Here is a 21,077-nt window from a genome sequence, read left to right as displayed (position 1 = left end):
GGTCGCCGCCGCGGCCGGCGTGGCCATGTGGACGTCGTTCCCGCCCCGCGACTGGTGGTACATGGCGGTGCTGTCGCTCGGCGTGCTCTACGCACTGCTGAGCCAGGGCCGCCCGCGTGCGCGCACCGGCGCATGGATCGGATTCGTCTACGGTCTCGGTTTCTTCGTCCCGTTGCTGCCCTGGATCGGCGTGTACGTCGGCCCGCTGCCGTGGCTCGCGCTGGCCGCCGCACTGGCCGGCTACCTCGCGGTGTTCGGGGTCTGTGCCACGGTCACCATGCGGTTGCCGTTCCCGCCGGTGTGGTTCGCCGCGGTCTGGGTGCTGGTCGAGGCCGCGCGGTCGGCGTTCCCGTTCAGCGGCTTCCCCTGGGGCCGCACCGCGTTCAGTCAGGTCGACGGTCCGCTGCTGCCGCTCGCATCGGTCCTGGGCACCGCGGGGGTGAGCGGTGCGGTCGCCCTGTTCGGTGCGTGTCTGGCGTGGGTGGTGCAGTTGCTGCTGTTCCGGCACGCCGCCCCCGGTGCACCGGCACACGGTTCGCTGGTCCGTCCCGGTGTGGTGGCGGTGGTCCTGGCCCTGCTCGGGCCGATCGCGGCGATCGGACTGACCCCCGACACCCTCGACCGCAACGTCTCGGGGACATCGGTCCAGGTCGCCGCCGTGCAGGGCAACGTGCCGCGGCTGGGTCTGGACTTCAACGCGCAGCGTCGGGCGGTGCTCGACAACCACGTGCGCAACACCTTCGGCCTGGCCGATGCGATCGACTCGAACACCGCCGCCCGCCCGGCATTCGTGGCCTGGCCGGAGAACGCCTCCGACATCGACCCGCTCGCCAACCCGGATGCCGCGGCCGAGATCACCGAGGCCTCGGTGGCCGTCGGCGCACCCATCCTGGTGGGCACCCTGGTCCGCGACGCCGACGGCCGCCCCACCAACACCGTCCTGGTGTGGGACGGCGAGAAGGGGCCCGTGGGCCGCTACGACAAGCACATCATCCAGCCGTTCGGTGAGTATCTGCCGTGGCGGCCGTTCTTCCGGATGTTCTCGTCGTATGCCGACATGGCCGGCAACTTCCGGCCGGGCACCGGGTCGTCGGTGCTGCAGGTGCCCACCGACTCGGGCACGATCCCGGTCGGGGTGGCGACCTGCTGGGAGGTCGCCTTCGACCGGGCCGCACAGACCGCCGTCGACCAGGGCGCCCGGATTCTCTACGTCCCCACCAACAACGCCACCTTCGGCCGCACCGACATGACCTATCAGCAGCTGGCGATGTCCCGATTCCGGGCCGTCGAACACGGTCGGGCGGTTATCGTGGCCGCAACGAGCGGGGTCAGTGCGCTGGTCGAACCGGACGGAACGGTCACCGCACAATCGGGGATCTTCACCGCGGCGGTGCTCTCGGCACGGATGCCGCTACGCAGTGAGACCACCGTCGCGACCCTGCTGGGGGCATGGCCGGAGCGTGTGATCGCGGGCGCTGCACTCGTGGCGCTTTTGTTTGCGATGGCGACGCGTACTAGGTTCTCTCAGAGGCTCACGACCGGGCGGCGCCGGAAGTCCAGCCCATCCGGAGCAGTACAACACAAGTCAGAGGAGTTCGCCGGTGACGAACAGTGAGGGATCGCCCGCGACCGGAATCGGTGTCCAGCCGGTGGTCGCGGCCGACGGCGCCGGGGCGCTGGTCGTCATTCCCACCTACAACGAGCGGGACAACCTCCCGCTGATCGTCGGACGTCTTCAGGGCGCACTGCCGGGTATCCACGTCCTCGTGGTGGACGACTCCAGCCCGGACGGCACCGGTGAGGTCGCCGACGAGCTGGCCGGCGCCGACGATCTGGCCCGCATCCACACCATGCACCGCGTCGAGAAGGACGGTCTGGGCAAGGCCTACCTGGCCGGTTTCGCCTGGGGACTCGACCGGGACTACCGGGTGGTCATCGAGATGGACGCCGACGGCAGCCACGCCCCCGAACAGCTGTCCGGGCTGCTCGATGCGATCAACGCCGGTGCCGACCTCGCGATCGGTTCGCGCTATGTGCCCGGCGGCAAGCTGGTCAACTGGCCGCGCCGGCGCGAGATCCTCTCCCGCGGGGCCAACACCTATGCGCGCCTCGCGCTGGGTGCCGGGATCCACGACATCACCGCCGGGTACCGCGCCTACCGCCGTGAGGTGCTCGAGAAGATCGACCTCGGCTCGGTGGAGTCGGCCGGATACTGCTTCCAGATCGACCTGGCGTGGCGCACCGTGCAGGCCGGGTTCACCGTCCGCGAGGTGCCGATCACCTTCACCGAACGTGAGATCGGCGTGTCCAAGATGAGTGGCGGGGTCATGTCCGAGGCATTCCTGAACGTGGCGCGATGGGGGCTGGCGAGCCGACTGGCCCAGCTCGGCATCCGACGCGGCTGAGCCGGTAGCCCGGAGCGATCGCAGCCGGAACACAGACGGCAACGGCCGGAGAGGTTGATCCTCTCCGGCCGTTGCCGTCTGTGGTGCCCCGTGGGGCGATCGTTCAGTTGCCCACGCCACGCCGACGCTGCTTGAGCAGCTCCAGGCGCTCGTTGAGCAGCACCTCGAGCTCTTCCTCGCTGCGACGCTCGAGGAGCATGTCCCAGTGCGTGCGCGGCGGCTTCACCTTCTTCTCCTCGGTCACCGTCCCCTCGAGGATGGTGCCCTCCATGCCGTTCTTGCACGGCCACTTCGACGGCACCTCGGCCTCGTCGGCGAAGGGGACGTCGAAGATCTCCCCGTTGTCGGTGCGGTACTGAACGATTCGCCGGGGCGCGAGATCGTGATCACGATCGGTCTCGTAGCTCACCGCACCGAGGCGGCTACCCCGAAGTACTCGATCTGCCATGCTGCGTTCCTTCCGGGTTCTCGACGCTGAACAGGCCCATTCTACCCGCCTGCCGGGCCGTATCCGTCCGGGTCGACGGGTCGACGATCGCCGGGCGGGTCGGACCCACCGGCACGACCGGCCGCACGGTACCGTCTGTTGTCGTGGAGACGACCCGAACCCGGCAACGCCCCTACGCGTGTGCGTGGTGCGGGTCGACGATGGTCGACTCCGAGACGGGTCGTCGCCGCAAGTACTGCAAACGGTCCTGCCGGCAACGCGCCTATGAACAGAGAGCGCAATTGACCGGGTCATCTATTCCCGGCGCATCCGGACCGGGGCTGACCATCCCGCCCGACGCGGTGATCCTGAGTGCTTCCGACGTCGCGGACTTCGGCGATCGGATGTTCGCCTTACGTTGCGCCGCAGAAGATCTCGCGACCGCCGTCGATGAGGACGCCGACACCGCAACCCTGGCCGGACTCGCCTCGGAACTGCTGGCCCGGGCACGCGAGGCCGAACGGCTCCGATAGCCGGGACGCCACGGTCACCACCGGTGCGGTGACGTGGGTGACCGCACCGCGGGTGGCCGGTCCGACGGGTTTACCTCGACGCTGACCAAATGTCTGTCACCGGTCACCGGTGCGGTGTACAAAGGACGTCACTCGCGCATCGAACCCCGACCGGCCCCGCCAGAGTTTCCCGGAGCACGACGAGGTGATCGCGCACCGGAGTTCACCGACATCCACACACGGCTTTGGGGGCCCATATGAGCGCACACGGCAGCACCACGTTCTCCACGGCGATCACCGACGACTCCGTCGGCGGCGGCGGTATCGGCACCAAGGAGCAGCAGATGCTCGATTTCGAGACCAACTGGTACACGTTGGGCGGGGGATCGTCGTCGGAGATCACCGAGCAGTTCGGATTGTCCGACCGCGACTTCTTCACCGAGGTCGACCGCCTCGTCGACACCTCCCCGCCGGCCTCGCTGAGCAGCACCGAACTGCGTCGTATGCGGCGCGTGATCCGCCATCGTCTCTGGATGGCCGGCTGAGCGCGACCCGGTTCCGGCGGGTAGCGTTCGAGTACCACCGTCCGCATCCGGATCCGAGAGTGCTGCACATCCCATGGCCCCGTTCTCCGACGACGATCTCGAGGAGTTCTATCGTCGGATCGAGATCCTCACCGACCTGACGCCGACGCGGCGCGCACCGCGCCGCCCGGCGCCGATCATCGACTGCCCGACCCCGTACAAGGACGCCTTCGTCTCCGAGGGCGCGGCACGCGAGGGTATCGACCGGATCCGTCAGGCCGGCCGGCGGGCACCCAACCTGCGGTGCTACCACTGCCGGTGCGGTCGGTGGCACATCACGAGCTCGCCACCGCGCGACGATCTCCCGCGTCGCGTCGAACACCGCCGAGGACGTCGCCGATGACATCACACCCACCGCATACGCCTGATCGTCACACCCCGGAGAGACCCGTCGCGGACGCGCATGCGGTCGCCGTGCTCGACCTCGTCACCGCCGACCCGGCCGGATCGGCCAAGGCCTACCAGCAGCTCCTCGGCCACGCCGCCGCCGACACCGACATCCATGTCGGAAATGCGCGAATACGGTTGCACGACAAGACCTCCGACGATCCACATCGGGTCCTGTTCACGAGTTCCGACACCGATGCGCAGGTCCGCTTGCTGCAGCGTCGGGGCCTGGACCTGCACCATCGGCATGCCGACGAATGGCATGCTCCCGACGTGCCCGTCGGCGTGATCACCCACGCGCCCGCGGCGCTGCCTGCGCGGGCCGACGACATCGCCGGCCTCGACCACCTCGTCTTCGAGAGCACCGACCGCGATCACGCGGTGGCCCTGTTCGGGTCCACCCTGGGCCTCGACTTCCGGCTCGACCGTCAGGTGTCGCCGGGATTGCGTCAGCTGTTCTTCCGGGCCGGCGACCTCGTCGTGGAGGTGGTCCTCGCCGACGGCGCACCGGCCACCGAGCCGATCTCGCTGTGGGGGATCGCCTGGCGCAGCCACGACGTGACCGCAACCCATCGCCGTCTGACCGATCTCGGTGTCGGGATCTCGGAGGTGCGGGTCGGCCGCAAGCCGGGCACCGCCATCGCCACCGTGTACGACCCGCTGCTCGCCACCCGGACCGTGGTGATCGGTCCCCTGGACGGCTGAACTGCCGACCCGCTGAACTGCCGACCCACCCGGTCGCCGGACCGGTGGTCGGGCAGGGCGGGATCGGGATCGGGGCCGACTGGGATTCGTCGGGTCTCGAACATATGATCTATTCATGGGTATGGCTCGGATCGGCGGCGACAGCGGACGACCGCACCGGCCGGCCTTCGTCCGGGTCGGGCACCGGGCGGTGCAGATCGACCTCAACGCGCTGTATCCGCAGACCCCGCACCACAGCGGGACCTATCACCCGGACGGACTCCAGGTGCGCAAGATCGTCACCGGGGTGCTCACCGAATGGGCGCTGTCGGAGTGGGGTGAGTGGTACGGGAAGGTGACCTACACCCTCACCGCCCGTGATCGTCAGGAATCGGTGACCCACTGGGTCCCGGGCTGGGCGCTGAAGCCCACCGACGACCCTCGCAGGCCCACCGACGACCCTCGCAGGCCCACCGACGACCGTCGCCGATCCACCGACGGCCGGCCGGGTGGTCCGCCGCGGCGGTGAGCCGGTTCAGGACGGGGTGCCGATGACCGCCGACCCGAGGAGTTCGCAGGCGGTCAGCGCGAGTGCGAGATCGAGGCGGTCACGGTCGGGCGGTACCTCGGCGAGGGCTTTGCCCACCCGGTACTTCACGGTGTTGCGATGCAGGTTGAGTTGGGTGGCGGTGTGCAGATGACTCTCGCGGGTGGCGAAGAACACCGCGAGCGTCTCACGCAGCGTCGCCGCCGTGGGTGTGTCGTCGGCGAGGGGTCCGAGGATCTCGTGTGCCCACGCCCGGGTCGCGTCGAGGTCCTGGGCGAGCATCGAGACCACCGCGATGCCACGGTCGGCGAATCCCACGATCTGCCCGGTGACACTGCCCGGCATGGACGCCAGCAGGTACGCGGCGTGTGCCTGCCGGTGCGAGCGTCGGAACCCGGTGACACCGTCTCCGGCGAGACCGATCGCCACGCGGACCCGGGTGTCCGATCCCGACTCCGACGGGAGCACGTCGGGCGGGATCCGGGGGGCCCGCCCCGCATCCAGACGCCCGCCCCGCACACCGAACGGGATCCACATCCAGGCCGTCGTCCGGTCGATCGCGGTGATGATCGGACGTGACTCGGCCCGGACGGCGAGCGCCAGCTCGCGGGCGACCCGGTCGAGGAATCCGGCCTGACGCGGGTCGGCGGCATCGGTCCAGACGATCACCGCGAGGTGACGCTGATCGAGGCGGTACCCGGTCTCGGACTCGAAGGCGCGGGGGTCGGCGTCGGGGGAGTCGAGCAGCCGGCGGATCGCCGCGGCGGCCACGTTGGCGTCGGCGCCGAGCCAGCGCCGCCGTTCGGTCTCGTATGCCTGGAACACGTATCGGGTGATCCAGTCGATGTAGCCGAACATCACGTCGGAGATGTGTCGGGTCACCGCCATCGCGCGGTCGGCGGGCAGATCCAGTTCCTCGATGATCTCGAAACAGGTCATCATGACGCTGTTCTGGCCGAGGTGGTAGGCCCGGACCAGCGAGTTCGACGGCACGTCGCGCTGGGCGAGCCGCAGCGCGTACTCGACGGCGGCCGTGGTCGGCTGGAGGTGGTCGATCGGGATGTCGTTGGCCAGCACGTGGATGATCGTGGACACGTTGCCCTGCACGCTCGCGTGCAGCATCTCCACGAGGTTGGGGTCGGAGTCGAGCTGATCGATCTCGCGCGCCATCATCCCGGTGAGGTCGGTGACCAGTTCCGGTTCGCGCTCGCGCAGCCGAACGGCGATCGCCGCGACCTGTTCGAGCAGTTCGATACTCGCGGCGGCCGGGACCCGGGCCAGTCGGGCCTGCGCCGCGGCCGCTCCGGGATCGGGGGACACCGAGGTCATGGTCACCTCCGTCGATCGAGTCCGGCCAGCGCCGACCGGGCGGCGTGGTAGCCGCACAGGCCGTGGACACCGGCGCCGGGCGGTGTCGCCTGGGAACAGAGATACACCCCGTCCACCCCGAGTGTGTAGGGGTCGTATGCCGGTCGGGGCCGGAAGATCATCTGCAGTCCGTCGTTGGCGCCGCCGATGATGTCACCGTGGGCGAAGTTGGCGTTGTGCCGGCTCAGGTCGGCGGTGCCGGTGCGGTGCGTGGCCACGATCCGGTCCCGGAAGCCGGGGGCGAACCGTTCGATCTGCGCGGTGATCGCCTCGGTGGCGTCGCCGTCGTAGCCGCGCGGCACGTGGGCATAGGCGTAGACCGGATTGAGCCCGTCGCGGCCGCGGGCGGGATCGGCGACGTACTGCTGGCCGAGGAGCACGAACGGTCGCTCCACCATGGTCCCCGCCGCACGCCGGCGTTCGGTGTCGGCGATCTCGGCGAGACCACCACCGAGGTGCACCGTGCCCGCCCGCGCACACGCCGGGTTGCGCCACGGGATGTCACCGCTGATCGCATAGTCCATCTTGAACGCCGACGACCCGACGCGATACCGCCCCAGACCCCGGGCGATCCGGCCGGGCATCAGGTCGCCGTAGAGCGAGAGTGCTTGTGCGGGAGAGAGGTCGAGCAGGACGAGATCGGCGGGCGGGATGTCGTCACGGCGTCGCACCGGGGTACCGGTCACGATGGTGCCGCCGAGTTCGCGCAGTGCCGCCGCGGCCGCCGCGGTGATCTTCCCGGAGCCGCCCTCGGCCACCGGCCAGCCGAATCGGTGACCGCTGGCGGTGATCATCATGCCCAGTGATGCGGTCAGCGGCCGGTCGAGCCGGGTGAACGCATGTGCGGCGATCCCGCCGAACAGTGCACGTCCCTCGTCGGTGCGGAACCATCGCGCCATCACCGTCGCCGGCAGCACCGCCCGGGGGCCGAACGCACCGAGCCGCACCGGATGTCGGGGAACGTGCAGGATCGGGCGGAGCAGATCGGCGGCCAGCTCGTCGAATCCGTCGGCCAGATCGCCGAATGCGGCACGCCAGCGCCGGCCGTCGGGGCCGAGTCCGGCGGCGGTCTCGGCGATCGACCGGTGCAGCAGTCCGGCCCGGCCGTCGTCGAGCGGATGGGCGCAGTCGACCGGCGGAAGCAGCCAGCGCAGTCCGTGGCGGCCGAGGTCGAACTCCTGCCAGAACGGTGAACCCACACCGAGTGGATGGAAGGCCGAGCAGTGATCGTGGACGAGCCCGGGCAGGGTGAGTTCTCCCGACCGGGCACCGCCGCCCACCTCGTCCTGCGCTTCCAGCACCGTGACCTCGACCCCGTTGCGGGCCAGGTGCAGGGCGGCGGCGAGCCCGTTGGGCCCGCCGCCGACGACGACCGCTGAGGTCATCGGGTTCCCTGCGCCGGTGTCGGGACAGCGGGGGTGGTGTCGGTCTCGGTGTCGGCGACGATCCGATCGGAGGTCGCGATCGACCAGTCGACGTCGACGGGGATCGGGCCGTTGGGCAGCCAGGGCTGCTCGGCCACCGCGTCGGCCACCCGATAGGTGCCGGTCTCGATCACGCCGAGCGCGGCGTCGATCACCTTGTACCGCTGGGTGCCCTTGTGGATCGGCTGCGATTCGATCCACGCGACGGTGAACTCGCCGGGTGCGAAGCCGCAGCGTCGTTGCAGGGCGGCGATGAGCTTCTCGTCGTGGAGATGACCGTCACCGAAGTTGAACGCCACCAACGAGTTACAGGAGAACTCGGCCTCCCGGAGGGTGTAGGTGTCGATGTCCGGGCCGAGTTGACGCAGCATCAGCGAATACAGTGCGCGTCCCTGACTGTGCAGCGAGCGCCACGCGAGCATCTGGTGCATCACGACGTCGGCCACCTCCGGGGGATACGTCGAGAGCAACTGGGTGCGGGTGTTCTTCGACGAACGGACCACATGCTGATCGAGTTTATCCTCGGCACCGGGGGCGAAGGCCCAGGTGGCCGACGCCCAGTTGCCGGCGTACTGCCGCATCGACGGCAGGAACGACACCAGGTCCGGACGCAGATTGCCCAGCACCGGGAAGAAGCACAGGCCGATCGCGATCACGACCATCACCCACGGCATGGAGGTGTCGGTCAGTGCATACCCGTCCCAGGCGGGGTGGCCCCAGAACAGGAAGATCGCCGCGTACCCGAACAGCAGATTCCATTCCAGCGGCACCGCGAGCGGGAAGGTCGAGAAGATGAACAGATGGAAGCCCACCATCAGGATCACCGCCGCCAGGGTCAGCCACTTGTCGGTGGAGAACAGCAGGACCAGCGGGGTGACGATCTCGACGATGGTGCCGAGGACGTGGCCGATCCCCGAGGCCAGACGTGACGGCCGCATGTCGGTGGGGAAGTTGCGGTAGTGGGCCCGCTTGATCGACCGGAACGGCAGCCACGGCGTGTTCGACAGCATGGGCGGGATCACCATCGAGAAGTGGTGGCCCAGTTTGGACACACCGGCACCCACCCACACCACGACGATGAGGAGTTTGAGCGCGAGGATCATGTCGACGAAGGGCAGGAAGGCGAAGAAGATCACCGCGGGCAGGTACTGCTCGGAGCGGGCCGCGATGAAGATGACCTTGTCGCGCAGGCCGATCACCACCAGCAGTGCGATCAGCGGGTACATCAGCGCAGGATTGACCAGGCCGTGATTGTCGGCCACCACCGCATCCAGCGACGACGACGCGACGCCGGGGAGTACGAGTGCGACGACGAGATTCACCAGCAGCGCCGCATACAGCACGACGTCGGCGACGGTACGGGTGTCACCGGCGGTGAGCGGTACCCGGGCGGGCCACGGTGGCAGCCGAATGGTGTTCGGCCGCAACCAGAACAGGAATCCTCCGGTCATCGGCTTGAAGTGACCGGCCAGCGGGCCCCAGGAGCCGCCGAGGCCGAGTACCTCGAGCAGCAGGGTCCACAGCACGGCCTTCTGGTAGACGATGGCCTGATCCCACCAGGTGCCGATGTCGAGGACGTTGAACCCGGAGGTGAACGTCGCCACGCACAGGCCGCCGACGACGAACAGCAGCCCACACTTGATCAGGTAGATGATGTGGATGAGTTTCGGTGTGCCGAAGCCGTATTCGGCCCAATGCAGGCCGAGGATGCGGATGCGTTCGAGGAACGGTCGCTCGAGAAAGGTCGCGGGATCCACCGGTGGTGAATCGGGTGTGGTCAGTCCCATGGGAGATCCTTCGTGTCGTCGGGGGAGGGGCTGGTGATGGGTTTCTGTGAACAGATTGCGTATCTGTGAACGACAGATGGGCGTGCGCCATCGGCACGACATCGGTTGTCGCGCAGATCAGGTGAGGGTTGGCGATGACCCGGTGGCGGTCCTGGGTCAGGAACCGGAGGGCTGGAGACCGCGTCGCAGACCCGGTTTGTCGATCTTGCCGACGGGGTTGCGCGGGAGCGCCGCGACGACGTGAATCCGGCCGGGCCGCTTGCTCTTGGCGAGCAGCGGCTCCAGATGGGCGGTGAGGGCCCCGGCGTCGGCGGCGGTGTCGGGATAGGTCACGACGAATGCCACCGGCACCTCGCCGTAGACGTCGTCGGGCGCACCGACGACGGCACATTCGAGGACCGCCGGATGGGTGGCCAGGGCGTTCTCGATCTCCTTGGGGTACAGGTTCTCTCCGCCGCGGATGATCATGTCCTTGATCCGGTCGACCAGGGTGAGGTAACCGTCGGCGTCGAGATGTCCGACGTCGCCGGTGTGCAGCCACCCGTCGACGACGGTCGCCGCCGTCGCCTCCGGCCGGTCGAGGTAGCCGCGCATCACGTTGGGGCCGGCGATCAGGACCTCACCGATCCCGCCGGGCGACACGTCGCGCCCGTCCGGGTCGACGATGCGGATCCGCTGTCCGGGCAGGGCGGGTCCGACGGTGCCGGGTTTGCGTGGTCCGCGCACGGGGTTGCACGCCGACGCGCAGGTCCCCTCGGTGAGGCCGTAGCCCTCGACGATCGGGATCGCGAAGGTGCGCTCGACGCGGCCGAGCAACTCCTTCGAGATCGGCGCGGCGCCGCAGATGGCGAACCGCAGCGAGGTGAGATCCGGCGTGACGTCGTCACCGTCGGCATTCGCGACGAGCAGGGCGTAGATCGTGGGGACGGCGGAGAAGTAGGTCGGCCGCAGTCGTGCGACGTCACCGAAGAACCGGGAGACCGAGAAGTGTCCGGTCACGGTGATCTGACCGCCCGCCAGGATCGGTGCGAGCACGCTGACGCAGATCGCGTTGACGTGGAACAGCGGCAGGACGAGCAGGGCGTGATCGCCGGCGCCCAGGTCGAGCAGTCGCACCATCGTCGAGCCCATGTAGTGCAGGTTGGCGTGGGTGAGCCGGACGCCTTTGGGGCGCCCGGTGGAGCCCGAGGTGTAGATCAGCAGTGCATCGTCGTCGGCGTCGGGTCCGGTTGCCGGCGCCGCCCACCCGGTGGTGGGCCGTTCGGTGAGGTCGTCCACGTGCAGGTGGATCCGGTCCGGATCGGATCCGCCCGCGCTCGCGCCGATCACCACCCGGGCGCCGGCATCGGACAGCTGGTACTCGGCCTCGTCGACGGTGAAGGTCGGATTGACCGGGGTCGCGATCGCGCGCAGCCGCCAGGCCGCCATGAGGGTGATCAGCAGTTCGACACGGTTGGGCAAGAAGGTGGCCACGACGTCGCCACGACCGATCCCGAGCTGGGCGAGCTGCTCGGCGCAGGCGTCGACGCGGTCGGCGAAGTCCCGGTAGGACAGCTCGATCCGGTCGTCGCGGACGCAGGGTGCCGAGCCTCGGTCGGTGAGGTCCCAGGCGAAGTAGGAGGGGGAGATCACGTGCGTACCTTTCGGTCTGTGTGATCCCAGACACTATGGAGGGCAGGTGTGATCTGATACGGCCCGGCGGGCCAGACTTTCCCGAGGCCGTTGTCCCCGGAGGACAAACGCCGAGGTCACCGGCTTAGGGCCGGCGGTGTAGGCGCGCTGCCGGACTCGGCTCGGCGGCCCGGATCTCAGTCGTGGGAGACCTTGGTGCCGAAGAGGACGGCGGCCTCGGTGGCCGCGAGATCACCGAGTCGGCGGCGACCGGCGAGGTACCCGAGCGGGCCGTCGGGGGCGAACTCCCAGGTGGCGCGCAGGGTACGCAGGTGCCCGACGATCCGGTTGGTGGAGAACGACCGCACGCCGTCGAGGACCTGGGCGGTGGGCAGGGGAACCTGGCGGGTTCCGGGCAGGATGCGTCGTCCGGGCCGGGCGGTCAGGGACGCCACCGGTGCACCGTCGATGCGCATCGCGGTACGCACGGTCCGGCCGTCGACGCTGCGCTCGAACTCGGCGAGGTGCTTCGGGATTCCCCAGAGTTCACGCCCGCCTGTGCGGGAGTGGGGGCTGGTCACCCAGATGTGCGGGATGCTCACCCGCGCCCCGTGGCGTGCCGAGAGCACCGGGAACGACGTGAGCAGTTCCTCGTACTGCAACACTCCGCCTTCGGTGTAGTGCACGAACGCCGCCACCACGACGATGCTCCCGCCGATCGTGAGCGGGCGGGAGCCGGCCGGGACCACATCGAGGGTGCCTGCCGGGAGTTCGGTGACCGGGACGACGAACGCCGAGGCGAGCAGGTCACCACCGAGATACCAGGGTTCGGGAGGATAGGGCACACCGTCGGCACCCTGGTGCCAGTCGCGATCGAGCCGGACAGCACCCTCGGTGCGTGCCATGTCTGTCGTCCTTCCCCCCGGAAAAAGGACTCCGACCGAGATCGCCGGGTCGGGGGTCTGGCAATCTCGATCGGAGCCAACTATGACATCGACGGCGCCGCGGACGGCGTTACATCGAGTCGCCGAAGTCTAGCGCGTGCCACGCGGAACAGGAGCCCACGATGGGAGAGATCATCTATGCGGACGACCTTCGGGTCGGTGAGGTCCACGATCTGGGGCCGCACACCGTCGGCGAGGCCGAGCTCGTGGAGTTCGCCTCCGCCTGGGATCCCCAGTCCTTCCACGTCGACAAGGCCGACGCGGAGGCCGGTGCCTTCCGCGGTCTGATCGCGAGCGGGATCCACACCCTGGCGATTGCCCAGCGACTGTCGGTGACCCAGGTGATCGACTCGTGGAGTGTGATCGCCGGACGACGGCTGCGGGAGATCACCTTCACCGCACCCGTGCGGCCCGACGACACCCTCACCGGCTCGTTGCGGGTCGACGCCGTCGAGCTGGACGAGCGTCGGGGTCGCGCGCTGATCACCTATGCGATCGACCTGCGCAACCAGCGTGGCATCGACGTGATGCACGCCGACGTCGAAGCCTATGTCCGGACTCGACCGGCGGGCACCGACTGACCTGCGCCGGGGCCGAGGCGTGCGCCGGGTGACCGCCGCGGCGGTGTCGGGCTGTCGGCGGCCTGTGCCACGATGGCGGTCATGACGTCACGGGCCGATTCCGAGCAGCGGCTGCGCGACCTGACGCGCCTGCGGCGGGTCCGCGACCGGATCGACCGCGAGTACGCCCACCCCCTCGACGTCGAGGCCCTGGCCCGGGGTGCACACATGTCGGCCGGACATCTCAGCCGAGAGTTCAAGCGGGCCTACGGCGAATCGCCCTACTCGTATCTGATGACACGACGGATCGAGCGCGCGATGACACTGCTGCGCCGCGGCGACCTGAGCGTCACCGACGTGTGTTTCGAGGTGGGCTGTTCATCACTGGGCACCTTCAGCACGCGCTTCACCGAGCTGGTCGGCATGTCCCCGCGCGAGTATCGGGCACGAGCCGCCGACGCCACCGCGGGAATCCCGGCGTGCATCGCCAAACAGGTGACCCGACCGGTCAGGAATCGAGAAGTGAGGGCCCCGCATGGCGGTTAGCGTGGACGCCATGACCATCACGATCCAGTACACCTTCCTACCGCAGACCGATCCCGAGGCCGCGCTCGGCTTCTACCGGGACACCCTCGGATTCGAGGTCCGCAACGACGTCGGGTACGAGGGGATGCGGTGGCTGACCGTCGGCCCCGCCGATCAGCCCCAGACCTCGATCGTCCTGCACCCGCCGGCCGTCGATCCCGGTATCACCGACACCGAACGGGAGACCATCCTCGAACTCATCGCCAAGGGCACCTACGGCGCAGCGCTCACGCTGTCCACCGACGACCTGCAAGGACTGTTCGACCGGCTGCAGGCGGCCGGCGCCGACGTCGTGCAGGAGCCGATGGACCAGCCGTACGGCGTGCGCGACTGCGCCTTCCGCGACCCCACCGGCAATCTGCTCCGCATCAACCAGGCCTGATCGGCGCCCGCCCGGCGAGCACCCCCGAGTACCGCCCACCCACCGCCGCCCGTCCATCCCCGAACCGGAGAACCCTTGAGCCGCACCGCGTCCCCGTCCAGCCCACGCCCTGCCGCCGTTCATCCTGCCGACACCCACGACACCATCCGGGTGCACGGCGCCCGCGAGAACAACCTGCGCAACATCGACGTCGAGATCCCGAAACGTCGTCTCACCGTGTTCACCGGGGTATCCGGTTCCGGTAAGAGCTCACTGGTGTTCGCCACCATCGCCGCCGAGTCGCAGCGGATGATCAACGAGACCTACAGTGCCTTCGTCCAGGGCTTCATGCCCGGTCTCGGCCGCCCCGACGTGGACGTCCTCGAGGGACTGACCACCGCGATCATCGTCGACCAGGAACGGATGGGCGCCAACCCGCGCTCGACCGTCGGCACCGCCACCGACGCCAACGCCATGCTGCGAATCCTGTTCAGCCGACTGGGAACCCCCGCCATCGGCTCGCCACAGGCGTTCTCGTTCAATGTCGCCTCGGTGAGCGGTGCCGGAGCGATCGAGGTGGAGCGCGGCGGCCGAAAGGTCAAGGAACGCCGCGAGTTCACCGTCACCGGCGGCATGTGCCCGCGCTGCGAGGGACGCGGCGACGTCTCCGACTTCGACCTGACCGCCCTCTACGACGCCGAGAAGTCACTCGACGAGGGGGCGCTGCTCATCCCCGGATACAGCATGGACGGCTGGTACGGGCGGATCTTCCGGGGTTGCGGCTTCTTCGACCCGGCCAAGCCGATCAGCAAGTTCACCAGACGTCAGCTCGACGCGCTGCTCTACAAGGAGCCCACCCGCATCCAGGTCGACGGCATCAACGTCACCTATGAGGGGCTGATCCCCAAGATCCAGAAGTCCATGCTGTCGAAGGATCGCGAGGCGATGCAGCCGCACATCCGCGCCTTCGTCGACCGCGCCATCACCTTCACCGTCTGTCCGGACTGCGACGGCACGAGACTGTCGGAGACCGCCCGGTCGTCGAAGATCGCGGGCAAGAGCATCGCCGACGTGTGCGCCATGCAGATCACCGATCTGGCCGACTGGGTCCACGGGCTCGACGACGCCTCGGTGGCGCCGCTGCTGACCTCGCTGGGCGAACTGCTCGACGCATTCGTCGAGATCGGGCTGGGGTATCTGTCGCTGGAGCGACCGGCCGGAACACTGTCGGGCGGGGAGTCGCAGCGCACCAAGCTGATCCGGCACCTCGGATCGTCGCTGACCGATGTCACCTATGTCTTCGACGAACCCACCATCGGGCTGCACCCGCACGACATCGCCCGCATGAACGACCTGCTCCTGCAGTTGCGGGACAAGGGCAACACCGTCCTCGTCGTCGAGCACAAGCCGGAGGCGATCGTGATCGCCGACCACGTCGTCGACCTCGGTCCCGGCGCCGGAGCCGGTGGCGGGCAGATCGTGTTCGAGGGGAGCGTCGACGAACTGCGTGGTGCCGACACGCTCACCGGCCGCCACCTCGACGATCGCGCCGCGCTGAAGGCCGAGGTGCGCACCCCCACCGGGACGCTGGAGGTCCGGGGCGCCGACACCCACAACCTGCGGGATGTCGACGTCGACATCCCGCTCGGGGTGCTCGTGGTCCTCACCGGCGTCGCCGGATCCGGCAAGAGCTCACTGATCTCGGGGTCGGTGGCCGGCCGCGACGGCGTGGTGTCGATCGACCAGGGCGCCATCAAGGGCTCGCGGCGCAGTAATCCGGCGACCTACACCGGGCTGCTCGAACCCATCCGCAAGGCCTTCGCCAAGGCAAACGGGGTGAAACCCGCTCTGTTCAGCGCCAATTCGGCCGGGGCCTGCCCCAACTGCAAGGGTGCCGGGGTGGTGTACTCCGACCTCGCGATGATGGGCGGGGTGTCGTCGGTGTGCGAGGTCTGTGAGGGCAGGCGGTTCCAGGCCGAGGTGCTCGAGTACACCTTCGGCGGCCGCAACATCGACGAGGTGCTGACCATGTCGGTGGCGCAGGCCGAGGAGTTCTTCGCCGACGGCGACGCGAAGGTGCCTGCGGCACACAAGATCCTGCGCCGGCTCGCCGACGTCGGGCTCGGCTATCTGACCATCGGGCAGCCGCTGACCACGCTCTCCGGCGGTGAGCGGCAACGCTTGAAGCTCGCCGTCGAGATGGGCGAGAAGGGCGAGATCTACATCCTCGACGAACCCACCACCGGGCTTCATCTCGCCGATGTCGAACAGCTGCTGGCCCTGCTCGACCATCTCGTCGAGCAGGGCCGGTCGGTGATCGTGATCGAACACCATCAGGCGGTGATGGCCCACGCCGACTGGATCATCGATCTGGGCCCGGGGGCAGGCCACGACGGCGGCCAGGTGGTCTTCGAGGGCACCCCCGCCGAGCTGGTGGCCGACCGGCGGACACTCACCGGTCGGCACCTCGCCGAGTACGTGACCCGCTGATCGGGCCCGGTCGACCGGGGCCGATCAGCTGACGACGTCGAGGATCTCGATGACGAAGACCAGGGTGTCGCCGGCCTGGATGCCCGCGGACGGCTGCCCGGAGGTGTAGCCGTCGGCCGGGGCGATCGAGACCACGACCGTGGACCCGACCTTCTGACCGGCGATCGCCTTGCTGAACCCGGGGATCACGCCGTTCAGCGGGAACTCGGCGGGAGTGCCGCGGCCGTAACTGCTGTCGAACTCCTGACCATCGCGGCCGTTGACACCGAGGTAGTTCACACGCACCTCGGCGGTGTCGGCGACGACGGCACCGCTTCCCTCGGTGAGGACGTGCACCTGGGTCTCGGTGACCGAGTACGGCGTGCTGACCGAGATCTTGGGTGCGGTGTCGCCGCTGGGCGGGGTCACCGAGATGCTGCCGGTCGCGCCCTTCGACTCCCATGTGTCGACGGCCGGGGTGTCGTCGGAACCGCACGCGGCGACCACGGTGACGAGGAACAGGGACACGAAGGCAGCACACAGGCCGCGGTACAGACGCATGCGGTCACGCTAGCCGACGTGCCCCCGGTCCCTCCTCGGTGGTTCTGCGCTCAGGTGGTTCTGCGGTGAGGGGTCACGACACGAGGGCGGCCAGCTGCTCGACCTCGGCGACACTGCCCGGTGACACGAGCATGGTCGACACCCCGGCCCGCTCCCAGACGCCGATCTGCTCGCGGACGTGGTCGAGGTCGCCCACGATCGCCGAGTCGTCGACCACCTCGTCGGGGATGATCGAGGCGGCCTCGTCCTTACGGCCGGACCGGAACAGTTTGGTCACGTCGTCGACCACCTCCGAGTAGCCCATCCGGCGGTAGACCTCGGCGTGGAAGTTGGTGTCCTCGCTGCCCATTCCGCCCATGTACAGCGCGAGGAACGGCTTGATCGCCGCATAGCTGGCGTCGCGGTCGTCGGTGATGACGATCTGGGCGGTCGCGCAGATCTCGAAGTCCTCGCGGCTGCGACGGGCACCGGGCTTGGCGAATCCCTCGTCGAGCCACTCGTTGTAGGTGTCGGCCAGACGCGGGGTGTAGAACAGCGGCAGCCAGCCGTCGGCGATCTCGGCGGCGAGCGCGATGTTCTTGGGGCCCTCGGCACCCAGCATCACCGGGATGTCCGAACGCAGCGGGTGGGTGATGGCCTTGAGCGGTTTGCCCAGGCCGGTGCTGCCGGGTCCCTCATAGGGCAACGGATAGTGCGGGCCCGCACTGGTGACCGGCGCCTCACGTGCCCACACCTGCCGCATGATGTCGATGTATTCACGGGTGCGCGCAAGGGGTTTCGGGAACTTCTGTCCGTACCAGCCCTCGACGACCTGCGGGCCGGAGACGCCGAGCCCGACGATGTGGCGTCCGCCGGACAGATGATCGAGGGTCATCGCCGCCATGGCGCAGGCGGTGGGCGTACGCGCCGACAGCTGCAACACCGACGTGCCGAGCCGGACGCGTTCGGTGGCGGAACCCCACCACGCGAGCGGGGTGTAGGCATCCGAACCCCATGCCTCCGCGGTGAAGACGCTGTCGAATCCGCTCGCCTCCGCGGCCGCCACCAGCTCACGATGTGCCGGATTGGGGCCGGCGCCCCAATATCCCAGTTGCAGACCGAGTTTCACTGAACGTCCCTTCGTCGACGGGGTGGGGTGAGATCGTGGGTGCCGAGATCCCCGGCACGTGTCCTGGTATCCGAACCTATCCGGTGAGTGCATCGGTCACAACCCCAGACATACTCAAATTCATGAGTAGGTGAGCGGCTAGGATGGAATCGACCGTGACCGCTGCACGAAAGGGGACCCGATGGCCTTGCGGCACGCCATCCTGGCCGAGTTGCTCGACGATGCCGGCGCGTCGGGCTACCGGCTCGCCAAGACCTTCGACGTCGCCGTCGCCAGCTACTGGTATGCCACCCCGCAGCAGCTGTACGCCGAGCTCACCCGACTCGAGGCGGAGGGGCTGATCAGCGGACGCGAGGTGGTCCAGGAGCGCCGCCCCAACAAGCGGGTGTACACGCTCACCCCCACCGGTCGTGAGGTGCTCGAGCATTTCGTCGAGAAGACATCGCGGCCGACGTTCATGCGTGACGACCTGCTGGTCAAGGTGCGGGCCTGCGACATCGGTGAGGTCCCCGCACTGATCGACGACCTGCGCGCACGATCCCAACAGGCGCTGGTCAAGGCCGAGTTCATCGAGGCCCTGCTCGCGAAGTTGCGCGGCGACATGTCCGAGGACCGGTTCCTCGCCGAGAACCCCCGCATCGGGCCATACCTGACCGGACTCCGGGGAATCGCCTACGAGCGGGAGAACGCCGCATGGTGCCGACGGGTCGCCGACGTCCTCACCGCCCGGGGTGCGGCGGGCTGACCTGGTTCCCGCCTCCGACGTCACCGTGCGGAGGTGAGTCGGCCGGGGGTGGATCGGCGGCGGGTTACTCGACGCCGAGTTCGGCGGCCACCTCGGCCTTGATCTGCTCGAACTGTGCGCCCATCGCCGTCGCCAGCGCAGTGGCCCCCGACAGCGGTCGCACCATCACCATGAAGTCGTCGATCCGGCCCTCGTCGTCGAGGTGCAGGAAGTCGCAGCCGGTCACAGATCTGTCGCCGACCTTCGCCTCGAACACCAGGGCGTGGTCACGTCCGCCCGGGTCGGCGATCTCGCGGATGTAGTGGAAGTCGGTGAACACCCGCAGCACGCCGCGCAGGATCGCCGCGGTCATGGGCTTGCCCTCGTACGGGCGCATCGCCACCGGGCTGGTGAACACGACGTTGTCGGCGAGCAGGTCGGCCATCGCCGCCGCATCACCCTTCTCGACGGCCTCACGGAATGCACGCATCAGATCCCCTTTGGTCATGGATTTGAGTACTGGCACTCACACTAGGGTTGCCGGGGTCCCGTGTCCAGGGCCGCGACGCCTCCGCAGACCGCGTCGACGAGATCGGCGACGAGGGGATCGGTGTCGGCCCGACGTTCTCGCCAGACCGCCACCGTGCTGATGTGGGCGCGGGTCTTCTCCAAGGGGATCACCTGGACCGGCTCACCCTGGAACATCCGGCCCACCACACCCTCACCGAGTGCGACGAGTGCAAACGCCTGTCCTGTCGCAACCAGGTGGGCGAGTCCGGCGAAGTTGCCGTCGCTCAACGTGATCCGCTTGTGCACGCCGTTACGTTCGAGGAGCGCGTCGAGATTGCGATAGATCTCGGGTGCGGCGTCGTGGTTGATCGAGGCGAACGGGATGTCGGCGAGATCGGCGAGCGAGATCGACTCAGGCGATCCCGCGACGAGACTGGATGCCACCGCGGCGCCGACGGGCTGCCGTTCGAGCATCACGCTGCCGAGGCCTTCGCCGCCCGCAGGTCCGTGGACGAGGGCGAGGTCGATCTCGCCGGCACGGAGGTCACGGAGCAGGGGGGCGGTGCTCGCCGGGACGAGCCGGGGCCGGATGTCTGGATACGACTCGGCCAACGCGTCGAGCAGACGATCCCGCACGGTGGGGGTCACCTCCGGGGCGATACCGATGACGGCTTGGCGTGCCGCCTGTTCGGTTGCTGCCGACACCACCGCGGCCAGCCCGTCCACCCGTTCCAGGATGTCGACCGCGCGCGGCAGCAGGACGCGGCCGGCATCGGTGAGGTCGATCCGGCGGTGGGCTCGGATGAAGAGTTCCGCCCCGAACTCCCGTTCCAGATCCTTGATCCGCTGGCTCAGCGGTGACGCCGCCATGTGCAGGCGCGCCGCGGCCCGGCTGAAACTTCGTTCCTCGGCCACGGCGACGAAGTATCGGAGATGGAGCAGATCCACGGTGTTCAGCGTATGTCACACCCGAGGCCGGTCGATGGCGGGTTGACGATCGAGCCGGGACTCCTTCGGTGATTGAGCCGGGACCGAGCGGAGCGAGGACCCGTGTCGAAATCTCGGCAGCCGAGCTCGGGTGGTGACCACTTCGGAGGTGGTTGCGTTGGCGACGTCGGCCGCCGCAGGTTTCGACACGCTTCGTCGCTACGCTCCTCATCGGCTCAACCACCCACTAGGCGTTCATGATTGAGCGAGGAACTCCGTTGATGATTGAGCCGGGACCGAGCGGAGCGAGGACCCGTGTCGAAATCTCCGCAGCCCGACGTCAGGTGGCGACCACCTCGGAGGTGGTTGCGTTGGCGACGTCGGCCGCCAGAGGTTTCGACACGCCTCGTCGCTACGCTCCTCATCGGCTCAACCACCCACTAGGCGTTGATGATTGAGTGAGGAACTCCGTTGATGATTGAGCCGGGACCGAGCGAAGCGAGGACCCGAGTCGAAATCTCCGCAGCCGAGCTCGGGCGGTGACCACTTCGGAGGTGGTTGCGTTGGCGACGTCGGCCGCCGCAGGTTTCGA

At 68.7% G+C, this 21,077-nt stretch carries 22 protein-coding genes; 12 read left to right on the top strand and 10 right to left on the bottom strand.

Annotated features, from left to right (window positions below; all coding sequences use genetic code 11):
* The first annotated feature begins 25 nt into the window (after nucleotides 1-25).
* Nucleotides 26-1,615 (top strand): apolipoprotein N-acyltransferase, encoded by a 1,590-nt coding sequence (lnt, locus tag Q9K23_RS00710; RefSeq protein ID WP_082365801.1) that lies wholly within the window; start codon nucleotides 26-28, stop codon nucleotides 1,613-1,615.
* The gene (locus Q9K23_RS00705; RefSeq protein ID WP_020791144.1) at nucleotides 1,602-2,405 is read left to right on the top strand and encodes a polyprenol monophosphomannose synthase; all 804 of its coding nucleotides are present in this window, start codon (nucleotides 1,602-1,604) and stop codon (nucleotides 2,403-2,405) included. The genes lnt and Q9K23_RS00705 overlap by 14 nt, the downstream gene beginning before the upstream one ends.
* Nucleotides 2,406-2,508: 103 nt before the next feature.
* Here Q9K23_RS00705 and Q9K23_RS00700 read toward each other — a convergent pair whose 3' ends face one another.
* Nucleotides 2,509-2,853 (bottom strand): RNA polymerase-binding protein RbpA, encoded by a 345-nt coding sequence (locus tag Q9K23_RS00700; RefSeq protein WP_020791141.1) that lies wholly within the window; start codon nucleotides 2,851-2,853, stop codon nucleotides 2,509-2,511.
* Between the two features lie 200 nt (nucleotides 2,854-3,053).
* Between Q9K23_RS00700 and Q9K23_RS00695 the strand changes: the two genes are divergently transcribed.
* The 5 genes from Q9K23_RS00695 (at nucleotide 3,054) to Q9K23_RS00675 (ending at nucleotide 5,528) form a co-directional block, all read left to right on the top strand.
* Complete coding sequence (locus Q9K23_RS00695; protein ID WP_053776781.1) at nucleotides 3,054-3,365, top strand: hypothetical protein; 312 nt, start codon at nucleotides 3,054-3,056, stop codon at nucleotides 3,363-3,365.
* A 302-nt stretch (nucleotides 3,366-3,667) separates the two neighbouring features.
* Complete coding sequence (locus Q9K23_RS00690) at nucleotides 3,668-3,889, top strand: DUF3263 domain-containing protein (RefSeq protein ID WP_152972677.1); 222 nt, start codon at nucleotides 3,668-3,670, stop codon at nucleotides 3,887-3,889.
* Between the two features lie 73 nt (nucleotides 3,890-3,962).
* Nucleotides 3,963-4,271: a hypothetical protein gene (locus Q9K23_RS00685; RefSeq protein WP_020791145.1), complete on the top strand. Its 309-nt coding sequence runs from the start codon at nucleotides 3,963-3,965 to the stop codon at nucleotides 4,269-4,271.
* Complete coding sequence (locus tag Q9K23_RS00680) at nucleotides 4,268-5,020, top strand: glyoxalase/Bleomycin resistance /Dioxygenase superfamily protein (protein ID WP_020791148.1); 753 nt, start codon at nucleotides 4,268-4,270, stop codon at nucleotides 5,018-5,020. Before Q9K23_RS00685 ends, Q9K23_RS00680 begins: the two co-directional genes overlap by 4 nt.
* 121 nt (nucleotides 5,021-5,141) lie before the next feature.
* Nucleotides 5,142-5,528 carry a hypothetical protein gene (locus Q9K23_RS00675; RefSeq protein WP_053776783.1) on the top strand — a complete coding sequence of 129 codons (387 nt, stop codon included), beginning with the start codon at nucleotides 5,142-5,144 and terminating at the stop codon, nucleotides 5,526-5,528.
* 6 nt (nucleotides 5,529-5,534) lie between these two features.
* Here Q9K23_RS00675 and Q9K23_RS00670 read toward each other — a convergent pair whose 3' ends face one another.
* From Q9K23_RS00670 to Q9K23_RS00650, 5 genes are all read right to left on the bottom strand, one after another.
* The gene (locus tag Q9K23_RS00670) at nucleotides 5,535-6,875 is read right to left on the bottom strand and encodes a helix-turn-helix domain-containing protein (RefSeq protein ID WP_053776784.1); all 1,341 of its coding nucleotides are present in this window, start codon (nucleotides 6,873-6,875) and stop codon (nucleotides 5,535-5,537) included.
* 2 nt (nucleotides 6,876-6,877) lie between these two features.
* A complete protein-coding gene (locus Q9K23_RS00665; protein ID WP_053776785.1) occupies nucleotides 6,878-8,299 on the bottom strand; it encodes an NAD(P)/FAD-dependent oxidoreductase in 1,422 nt (473 codons plus the stop codon).
* A complete protein-coding gene (locus Q9K23_RS00660; protein ID WP_053776786.1) occupies nucleotides 8,296-10,125 on the bottom strand; it encodes a DUF3556 domain-containing protein in 1,830 nt (609 codons plus the stop codon). Before Q9K23_RS00660 ends, Q9K23_RS00665 begins: the two co-directional genes overlap by 4 nt.
* Nucleotides 10,126-10,281: 156 nt before the next feature.
* Nucleotides 10,282-11,757 (bottom strand): AMP-binding protein, encoded by a 1,476-nt coding sequence (locus Q9K23_RS00655; RefSeq protein WP_020790422.1) that lies wholly within the window; start codon nucleotides 11,755-11,757, stop codon nucleotides 10,282-10,284.
* A 176-nt stretch (nucleotides 11,758-11,933) separates the two neighbouring features.
* A complete protein-coding gene (locus Q9K23_RS00650; protein ID WP_020790425.1) occupies nucleotides 11,934-12,641 on the bottom strand; it encodes an acetoacetate decarboxylase family protein in 708 nt (235 codons plus the stop codon).
* A gap of 161 nt (nucleotides 12,642-12,802) precedes the next feature.
* Here Q9K23_RS00650 and Q9K23_RS00645 point away from each other — a divergent pair, with 161 nt between their 5' ends.
* The 4 genes from Q9K23_RS00645 to Q9K23_RS00630 all read left to right on the top strand — a co-directional run bounded on the left by Q9K23_RS00645 (nucleotide 12,803) and on the right by Q9K23_RS00630 (nucleotide 16,676).
* Nucleotides 12,803-13,261 (top strand): MaoC/PaaZ C-terminal domain-containing protein, encoded by a 459-nt coding sequence (locus tag Q9K23_RS00645; protein ID WP_020790423.1) that lies wholly within the window; start codon nucleotides 12,803-12,805, stop codon nucleotides 13,259-13,261.
* An 81-nt stretch (nucleotides 13,262-13,342) separates the two neighbouring features.
* A complete protein-coding gene (locus Q9K23_RS00640; RefSeq protein ID WP_053776831.1) occupies nucleotides 13,343-13,786 on the top strand; it encodes a helix-turn-helix transcriptional regulator in 444 nt (147 codons plus the stop codon).
* A 10-nt stretch (nucleotides 13,787-13,796) separates the two neighbouring features.
* Nucleotides 13,797-14,207, top strand: coding sequence for a VOC family protein (locus Q9K23_RS00635; RefSeq protein WP_053776832.1), 411 nt, complete (start codon nucleotides 13,797-13,799; stop codon nucleotides 14,205-14,207).
* A 75-nt stretch (nucleotides 14,208-14,282) separates the two neighbouring features.
* Nucleotides 14,283-16,676, top strand: a complete 2,394-nt coding sequence (locus Q9K23_RS00630; protein ID WP_020792077.1) for an excinuclease ABC subunit UvrA — start codon at nucleotides 14,283-14,285, stop codon at nucleotides 16,674-16,676.
* 24 nt (nucleotides 16,677-16,700) lie between these two features.
* Here Q9K23_RS00630 and Q9K23_RS00625 read toward each other — a convergent pair whose 3' ends face one another.
* Nucleotides 16,701-17,216, bottom strand: coding sequence for an FKBP-type peptidyl-prolyl cis-trans isomerase (locus tag Q9K23_RS00625; RefSeq protein ID WP_082365791.1), 516 nt, complete (start codon nucleotides 17,214-17,216; stop codon nucleotides 16,701-16,703).
* 73 nt (nucleotides 17,217-17,289) lie between these two features.
* The gene (locus tag Q9K23_RS00620) at nucleotides 17,290-18,324 is read right to left on the bottom strand and encodes an LLM class F420-dependent oxidoreductase (RefSeq protein ID WP_053776787.1); all 1,035 of its coding nucleotides are present in this window, start codon (nucleotides 18,322-18,324) and stop codon (nucleotides 17,290-17,292) included.
* Nucleotides 18,325-18,505: 181 nt separating this feature from the next.
* On the opposite strand from Q9K23_RS00620, the gene Q9K23_RS00615 reads away from it, so the two are divergent.
* Nucleotides 18,506-19,069, top strand: coding sequence for a PadR family transcriptional regulator (locus Q9K23_RS00615; RefSeq protein ID WP_020792078.1), 564 nt, complete (start codon nucleotides 18,506-18,508; stop codon nucleotides 19,067-19,069).
* Nucleotides 19,070-19,133: 64 nt separating this feature from the next.
* On the opposite strand, the gene Q9K23_RS00610 is transcribed toward Q9K23_RS00615, so the two are convergent.
* Both Q9K23_RS00610 and Q9K23_RS00605 read right to left on the bottom strand, forming a co-directional pair.
* Nucleotides 19,134-19,538, bottom strand: a complete 405-nt coding sequence (locus Q9K23_RS00610; RefSeq protein WP_053776833.1) for a nuclear transport factor 2 family protein — start codon at nucleotides 19,536-19,538, stop codon at nucleotides 19,134-19,136.
* A 41-nt stretch (nucleotides 19,539-19,579) separates the two neighbouring features.
* On the bottom strand, nucleotides 19,580-20,506 hold the full coding sequence (locus Q9K23_RS00605; RefSeq protein ID WP_020792075.1) for a LysR family transcriptional regulator: 927 nt from the start codon (nucleotides 20,504-20,506) through the stop codon (nucleotides 19,580-19,582).
* Between the last annotated feature and the right edge of the window lie 571 nt (nucleotides 20,507-21,077).

The organism is Gordonia sp. NB41Y, assembly GCF_030718915.1.
GTDB classification, from domain to species: Bacteria; Actinomycetota; Actinomycetes; order Mycobacteriales; family Mycobacteriaceae; genus Gordonia; species Gordonia desulfuricans.
This window is presented reverse-complemented; position numbering and strand designations above follow the sequence as displayed.

Excerpts from the sequence above, each read along its gene's own strand:
- Q9K23_RS00670 (WP_053776784.1), bottom strand. The coding sequence starts at position 6,875 with ATGACCTCGGTGTCCCCCGATCCCGGAGCGGCCGCGGCGCAGGCCCGA.
- Q9K23_RS00675 (WP_053776783.1), top strand. The coding sequence starts at position 5,142 with ATGGCTCGGATCGGCGGCGACAGCGGACGACCGCACCGGCCGGCCTTC.
- Q9K23_RS00665 (WP_053776785.1), bottom strand. The coding sequence starts at position 8,299 with ATGACCTCAGCGGTCGTCGTCGGCGGCGGGCCCAACGGGCTCGCCGCC.
- Q9K23_RS00650 (WP_020790425.1), bottom strand. The coding sequence starts at position 12,641 with ATGGCACGCACCGAGGGTGCTGTCCGGCTCGATCGCGACTGGCACCAG.
- Q9K23_RS00610 (WP_053776833.1), bottom strand. The coding sequence starts at position 19,538 with ATGCGTGCATTCCGTGAGGCCGTCGAGAAGGGTGATGCGGCGGCGATG.
- Q9K23_RS00660 (WP_053776786.1), bottom strand. The coding sequence starts at position 10,125 with ATGGGACTGACCACACCCGATTCACCACCGGTGGATCCCGCGACCTTT.
- Q9K23_RS00680 (WP_020791148.1), top strand. The coding sequence starts at position 4,268 with ATGACATCACACCCACCGCATACGCCTGATCGTCACACCCCGGAGAGA.
- Q9K23_RS00625 (WP_082365791.1), bottom strand. The coding sequence starts at position 17,216 with ATGCGTCTGTACCGCGGCCTGTGTGCTGCCTTCGTGTCCCTGTTCCTC.
- Q9K23_RS00640 (WP_053776831.1), top strand. The coding sequence starts at position 13,343 with ATGACGTCACGGGCCGATTCCGAGCAGCGGCTGCGCGACCTGACGCGC.
- Q9K23_RS00685 (WP_020791145.1), top strand. The coding sequence starts at position 3,963 with ATGGCCCCGTTCTCCGACGACGATCTCGAGGAGTTCTATCGTCGGATC.
- Q9K23_RS00635 (WP_053776832.1), top strand. The coding sequence starts at position 13,797 with ATGACCATCACGATCCAGTACACCTTCCTACCGCAGACCGATCCCGAG.
- Q9K23_RS00645 (WP_020790423.1), top strand. The coding sequence starts at position 12,803 with ATGGGAGAGATCATCTATGCGGACGACCTTCGGGTCGGTGAGGTCCAC.
- Q9K23_RS00700 (WP_020791141.1), bottom strand. The coding sequence starts at position 2,853 with ATGGCAGATCGAGTACTTCGGGGTAGCCGCCTCGGTGCGGTGAGCTAC.
- Q9K23_RS00615 (WP_020792078.1), top strand. The coding sequence starts at position 18,506 with ATGGCCTTGCGGCACGCCATCCTGGCCGAGTTGCTCGACGATGCCGGC.
- lnt (WP_082365801.1), top strand. The coding sequence starts at position 26 with ATGTGGACGTCGTTCCCGCCCCGCGACTGGTGGTACATGGCGGTGCTG.
- Q9K23_RS00695 (WP_053776781.1), top strand. The coding sequence starts at position 3,054 with ATGGTCGACTCCGAGACGGGTCGTCGCCGCAAGTACTGCAAACGGTCC.